Origin of the sequence: Cupriavidus basilensis (assembly GCF_029335485.1) — a bacterium.
Classification (GTDB): Bacteria; Pseudomonadota; Gammaproteobacteria; order Burkholderiales; family Burkholderiaceae; genus Cupriavidus; species Cupriavidus basilensis_E.
This window is the reverse complement of sequence record NZ_JARJLM010000507.1, coordinates 1-5,545: the sequence shown is the minus strand read 5'-3', so window position 1 is coordinate 5,545 and position 5,545 is coordinate 1. Positions and strand designations below refer to the sequence as shown.

The following is a 5,545-nucleotide window of genomic DNA, read 5'->3' as shown; positions in this document are numbered from 1 at the left end:
ACAAGAAGCAGTATTGCGCCAACGTGCGCGTGAACTTCAAGGTCAAGGCCAACATCATCGCGCGCCGCATGGGCGCGGCCACGCTGCCGGATTGAGCAGGCGCCCTGCGGCGCCCGCCAGGGCTCAGCCCAGCCAGCCCTTCCTGCGGAAATACACCAGCGGAACCGCCGCCGATACCGCCATCAGCGCGATGGCCCACGGGTAGCCCGCGGCCCAGTCCAGCTCCGGCATGACCTTGAAGTTCATGCCGTAGACGCTGGCGATCAGCGTGGGCGGCATCAGCGCCACCGACACCACCGAGAACAGCTTGATGATCTTGTTCTGGTTGATGTTGATGAAGCCGACGGTGGCATCCATCAGGAAGTTGATCTTGTCGAACAGGAAGGCGGTGTGGTTCTCGATCGAATCGATATCGCGCAGGATCTGGCGGGCCTCGTCCTGTTGCTCGGCCGACAGCAGCTGGCTGCGCATCAGGAAGGAGACCGCGCGGCGCGTATCCATCACGTTGCGGCGGATGCGGCCGTTCAGGTCTTCCTCCCGTGCGATGGTTTCCAGCACGTCGGCGGCGGCGGCATCGGTCACGTTCTCCGCAAGCACGCGCCTGCTGGCTTCCTCCAGCCGCTCGTAGACTTCCTCGATGGAATCCGCCGAATATTCGGCATCGGTGGCGTACAGGTCCATCAGCACGTCCTTGGCATTGCGCACCGAGCCCGGGCGCATGCGCGCGCGCAGGCGCACCAGCCGGAACACCGGCAGGTCTTCGTCGTGGATGGAGAACAGCACGTCGCGGGTCAGCACGAACGCCACGCGCACGTTGCGCGAGATGTCTTCCTCGTCGAGCAGGAAGTCGGTGCGGATATGGATGTTCTCGTCCTCGCCCTCGAAATAGCGGGCCGAGGCTTCGAGATCGCCCAGGTCTTCGAGTTCGGGCAGGGCTACGCCGTAGGCTTCCTTGATCCAGGCGAGTTCTTCGTCATCGGGGCTGATGACATCGATCCAGATCGGCTTGTGCTGCAGAAGTTCATTGCGATCGTCGACCTGCTCCTGTGCGAGCCGGCCTTTCTGCAGGACGAACAGGTTGATCATCCCAGGGCTTCCTTGTTGCGTTTGGCGAAGAAACGCGCAGGCTTGGCATGGCCGGACATGGGGCGAGCCCGTCCTTCGCGCGGGGGAGCGAGGGGCAGGGCCGCTGGCAAGCGTGATCGCGCTGCGTACCCGCGAGGGCGCGCAAGGCGATGGCGTTTGCCGTTCATGGCTGGCGAGCCGGGGGAGGGAAAATCCGGGACGATGCGGCGCGCACTGGTTGCGGCCGGCAGGGACTCGGAAGAACACTCACCCGCAGTATGTGCTGCGGGCGAGTCCGACGAGGCAGGGGAGCGGGACAGGCCGGCTCCGGCAGTCGTCGTTACGCAGCCCGCAGTGACATGGTATTCGGTGCGATCGCAGTCCGGCTGCGGCAACACGAACACCCGATGCTACTGCCCACGTAGTTTCTCCGGGATTATGATGGGCGCGAGTGTAGCCCAACGAGGGGGGCTTGTTAAGTGAAATTTGGGTGAGTGGGCATGTTGGATTGCAGGGCCTGAAGGCGGAGTGGCGCCGGGCTCCTGGGCATATGGAGCAAGCGAAATCCCATGGCAGGAAAGCGCGCCACGCCAAGCCTGATGATGGACCAGCCAATGCCCCGGGCGAGGGCGAGAATGGCGAGCCGCCCCAGGCTGCAACGTTCAAGAGCCATGGCGGGACGCTCGGCTATGTGCGGCGCCGCTCTTTGTATCGACCGAGAACGGCAGAACAACGCACGCAGAAGGTAAAATCGCATGAACCACTGTTGCCGCGGGGAGCGCCGGCCCGGCTTGACGGGCCAGGCGCGCAGCCGGCGCGGCCGATCCAGATTAGCGAGCATCCCATGACCTTCACCGAGCAGCTGGCTGCAGCCTGGCAGCGCAACGATTCCCTCCTGTGCGTCGGACTCGATCCCGATCCGGGCAAGCTGCCCTTGTCCATGACGGGCGCGGGCGGAGCGATCTTCTCCTTCTGCCGCGAGATCGTCGACGCCACCGCCGACCTGGTCTGCGCCTTCAAGCCGCAGATCGCCTATTTCGCGGCGCAGCGCGCCGAAGACCAGCTCGAACAGCTGATCTCCTACATCCACGACGCCCATCCCGGGATTCCCGTGATCCTGGACGCCAAGCGCGGCGACATCGGCTCGACTGCCCAGCAGTACGCCATCGAAGCCTTCGAGCGCTACCGGGCCGACGCGGTCACGGTCAATCCGTATATGGGTCTCGATTCGATGGAGCCCTATCTCGCCTATCCCGATCGCGGCGTGATCGTGCTGTGCCGCACCTCCAACCCCGGCGGCTCGGACGTGCAGTTCCTGCCGGTGGACGGCAAGCCGGTGTATCAGGTGGTGGCCGAAGCCGCCGCCGCGCGCTGGAATACCAACGGGCAGATGGCGCTGGTGGTGGGGGCGACCTTCCCGGCGGAGATCGCCAAGGTGCGCGAGATCGTGGGTGACATGCCCCTGCTGATCCCGGGCATCGGCGCTCAGGGGGGCGATATCGAAGCGACGGTAAAGGCCGGGCGCACCGCGGCTGGCACCGGCATGATGATCAACTCCTCGCGCGCCATCCTCTATGCCAGCCGCGAGAAGGATTTCGCCGCCGCCGCGCGCAATGTCGCGCTGCAGACGCGCGAAACCATCAACCGCTTCCGCCAGGGCTGAAGCCCCACGCTGCCCGCGCCTGTCTTGGCGGCTGTTTCAGAATGCAGCGAAGCGGTTCTGGCCAGGCGCGCGGCCGCAGACGGTACAGCGGGTACGGCAAGGCCGCGCAACGACGCCAGAATCATTCCGCAGCGGCCTCTCAGGCCTCGTTGCGGACCAGTTCGAGCAGGCCGCGGATGGCGTGCTCGGCGGCCTGGCGGCGGATCTGCTGGCGATCGCCGCGGAATCGCTGCGTTTCCACTTTGGTGGTGATGCGGTTGCTCCAGCCGAAGCACACCATGCCGACTGGCTTTTCCGGCGTGCCGCCGTTCGGGCCAGCCACGCCGGTGATCGACAGCGCCACCTGGGCGCGGCTGTTGAGCAGGGCACCTTCGGCCATGGCGCGCGCCACTTCCTCGCTGACCGCGCCGTGATCGCGGATCAGCTTGGCCGGTACCCCCAGCATGGTCGACTTGGCCTCGTTCGAATAGGTCACGAAGCCACGCTCGAACCAGCCCGACGAACCTGACACATCCGTAACGGCCGCGGCCACCAGGCCGCCGGTGCAGGATTCCGCCGTGGCGAGCAACAGCGACTTCTCGTTCAGGGAGATTCCGACCTGGATGGCGAGTTGGTCGAGCAAGCGGCTGACGGACATGATGGCGGTTCAGATGGTAGGGTTGGGGGAGGGGCGGATCACAGCGAACGCCACAGGGCGAACACCAGCAGCGTGTAGAAGGCGGCCATGATGTCGTCGAACATCACGCCGAAGCCGCCACGCAGGCCGGGGCCCTTGAGCGTGCGGTCGAGATGCCCGATCGGCGCCGGCTTGGCGATGTCGAACAGGCGGAACCACAGGAAGGCGGCCAGCTGGCCCCAGAAACCGGTCGGCATGACGAAGGCCATGACCAGCCAGAAGGCCACGATCTCGTCCCACACCATGCTGCCGTGGTCGTGCACGCCCATGTCGCGCGCGGTGCGGGCGCAGGCCCACAGCCCCAGCAGGAAGCCTCCCACGATGATCCACAGCCAGGTCTCCGGCTGCACCCACATCGAGATCACCAGGTAGGACAGCCAGGCGTACAGCGTGCCGACCGTGCCGGGGCCGGCCGGCGACAGGCCGGAGCCGAAGCCAAGCGCGATCAGGTGAGCGGGGTGCGACAGCATGAAGCGCGCAGTCGGGCGCAGGACCTTGGCGGTCTGGCCGGCTTCCAGGGTCAGGACGGGATCGTGCGTGGAAGGCCCGGGCGGGTTGGCGGACATCAAGGGTTGGCTCGTCTGGTTTTGGATGGGATTATCCCGGGCGGCTTGCCCGGACGGGATCTGGCGTCCCGCATGGCTGCATCATGACACGGCGGGCGCCGGCTTGTCAGGGGGAGGCAAAGTGGTCGAAGCCGCTGCCTGTGTAAGCGCAGGGATTGCCTTCCCGATTGACCAGGCGCAGGCCTGGTTCGGGTGTGATGGCGCCGACGCGCGTCAGCGGCAGCCGAAGCCGCGCGCCGATGGCGGCGACGGTATCGCGGCTGCCGGCGGGTGCCGTGAAGCAGAGTTCGTAGTCGTCGCCGCCGGCCAGCGTGCACTCCAGCTGGCGCGCTTCGGGCTGGCTGGCCATGACCTCCGAGCGCGGCAGTGCGTCGACGTCGAGCAGGGCACCCACCTGCGAGCGTTCCAGGATATGGCCGAGATCGCCGACCAGGCCGTCGGAGATATCGAGTGCCGCATGCGCCACGCCGCGCAACGCCATGCCAAGCGCGACGCGCGGCGTCGGCGTATCCATGCGCGGGCGCACCTGGCTGAAATCGGGCTCGGGCAGCAGCCATTCGCCGCGGCAGTCGCCCAGCGCCAGGCGGGCATCGCCGAGCGTGCCGGAGATCCAGATATCGTCCCCGGCGCGCGCGGCATCCCGGCGCAGGGCCATGCGCGCGGGCACGTCGCCAAATACTGTCAGGCTCAGCGTGAGCGGGCCGCGCGTGGTGTCGCCGCCGATCAGCTCGCAGCCGTGGGCATCGGCCAGCGCCAGCATGCCGGCGGCCAGTTCGGCCAGCCAGCCGGGTTCCGCCTCGGGCAAAGCCAGCGCCAGCGTGAAGGCGCGCGGCTCGGCACCCATGGCAGCCAGGTCGGACAGGTTCACGGCCAGGGCCTTGTGGCCCAGCGCGCGCGGTGCTACGTCCGGGAAGAAGTGACGCCCGCTTACCAGCATGTCGGTGCTGATGGCCAGGTGGTGGCCGGGCCGCCCTTCGATCAGCGCGCAGTCGTCGCCCACGCCAAGCACGGCCTTGTGTGCGGGCCGGGTAAAGAAGCGGCGGATCAGGTCGAATTCGGAGAGCTGGGCGCTGGAGGATGCGGGCATGGAGGATTGGGGCGGGGAGATTGCGCGGGGCCTGTGTAATGCCGTCGCCCGGCTGGCGTGCGGCGGCAATCCGGCGCTAGGTGGGCGGCAGCGTGCCGGCCCTGGATTGCATCCGGTCCGCACCCCGCCGGGGCGGGTTTCGCCCTGCTGGTCAGCGCTGGCGGCTTACGGCATATTGTACCGAAACGCAAAGGTGCCTCGCGCAAAACGCTTATTGTGAAATAATATTTCACAATATAAAATGCGAGGTTCCAAAGGAAGAGACCGCGGGTATGTGGAGCCGGCCCGCCATTTCGTTTCCAGATAACGTCGATAACGGCTCCACCGACCGGAAGATGCGCCGATGACCAGTCCTCAGCAGCCCACGCCCCAAGACGACCTGAAGCAGCAGCAGCGTGAGGCGCTGCGCAAAGCTGCCCTGGAATATCACGAGTTTCCGACCCCGGGCAAGATCTCGGTCACGCCGACCAAGCCGTTGTCCAACCAGC

The 5,545-nt window shown here is 66.7% G+C and carries 6 protein-coding genes and 1 pseudogene; 3 read left to right on the top strand and 4 right to left on the bottom strand.

Annotation, left to right across the window (positions count from 1 at the left end; all coding sequences use genetic code 11):
• Positions 1-95, top strand: a pseudogene (locus P3W85_RS31330) (monofunctional biosynthetic peptidoglycan transglycosylase); the annotation flags it as partial.
• A gap of 28 nt (positions 96-123) precedes the next feature.
• Here P3W85_RS31330 and corA read toward each other — a convergent pair.
• The gene (gene corA / locus P3W85_RS31325; RefSeq protein WP_017226480.1) at positions 124-1,086 is read right to left on the bottom strand and encodes a magnesium/cobalt transporter CorA; all 963 of its coding nucleotides are present in this window, start codon (positions 1,084-1,086) and stop codon (positions 124-126) included.
• A gap of 823 nt (positions 1,087-1,909) precedes the next feature.
• Here corA and pyrF point away from each other — a divergent pair.
• Entirely contained in the window at positions 1,910-2,728 is an 819-nt protein-coding gene (pyrF, locus tag P3W85_RS31320; RefSeq protein WP_017226479.1) for an orotidine-5'-phosphate decarboxylase, read from the top strand.
• Positions 2,729-2,867: 139 nt separating this feature from the next.
• Here the strand turns inward: pyrF and P3W85_RS31315 are convergent, their stop codons facing one another.
• The 3 genes from P3W85_RS31315 to thiL all read right to left on the bottom strand — a co-directional run bounded on the left by P3W85_RS31315 (position 2,868) and on the right by thiL (position 5,057).
• Entirely contained in the window at positions 2,868-3,365 is a 498-nt protein-coding gene (locus P3W85_RS31315; protein ID WP_017226478.1) for a CinA family protein, read from the bottom strand.
• Positions 3,366-3,403: 38 nt separating this feature from the next.
• The gene (locus tag P3W85_RS31310; protein ID WP_017226477.1) at positions 3,404-3,970 is read right to left on the bottom strand and encodes a phosphatidylglycerophosphatase A family protein; all 567 of its coding nucleotides are present in this window, start codon (positions 3,968-3,970) and stop codon (positions 3,404-3,406) included.
• A 106-nt stretch (positions 3,971-4,076) separates the two neighbouring features.
• A complete protein-coding gene (gene thiL / locus P3W85_RS31305) occupies positions 4,077-5,057 on the bottom strand; it encodes a thiamine-phosphate kinase (RefSeq protein ID WP_276267615.1) in 981 nt (326 codons plus the stop codon).
• 343 nt (positions 5,058-5,400) lie between these two features.
• Here thiL and P3W85_RS31300 point away from each other — a divergent pair.
• Positions 5,401-5,545: hypothetical protein (locus tag P3W85_RS31300; RefSeq protein WP_276267616.1), on the top strand; the 145-nt coding region annotated here is incomplete at its 3' end.

Excerpts from the sequence above, each read along its gene's own strand:
- P3W85_RS31315 (WP_017226478.1), bottom strand. The coding sequence starts at position 3,365 with ATGTCCGTCAGCCGCTTGCTCGACCAACTCGCCATCCAGGTCGGAATC.
- pyrF (WP_017226479.1), top strand. The coding sequence starts at position 1,910 with ATGACCTTCACCGAGCAGCTGGCTGCAGCCTGGCAGCGCAACGATTCC.
- P3W85_RS31310 (WP_017226477.1), bottom strand. The coding sequence starts at position 3,970 with ATGTCCGCCAACCCGCCCGGGCCTTCCACGCACGATCCCGTCCTGACC.
- corA (WP_017226480.1), bottom strand. The coding sequence starts at position 1,086 with ATGATCAACCTGTTCGTCCTGCAGAAAGGCCGGCTCGCACAGGAGCAG.
- thiL (WP_276267615.1), bottom strand. The coding sequence starts at position 5,057 with ATGCCCGCATCCTCCAGCGCCCAGCTCTCCGAATTCGACCTGATCCGC.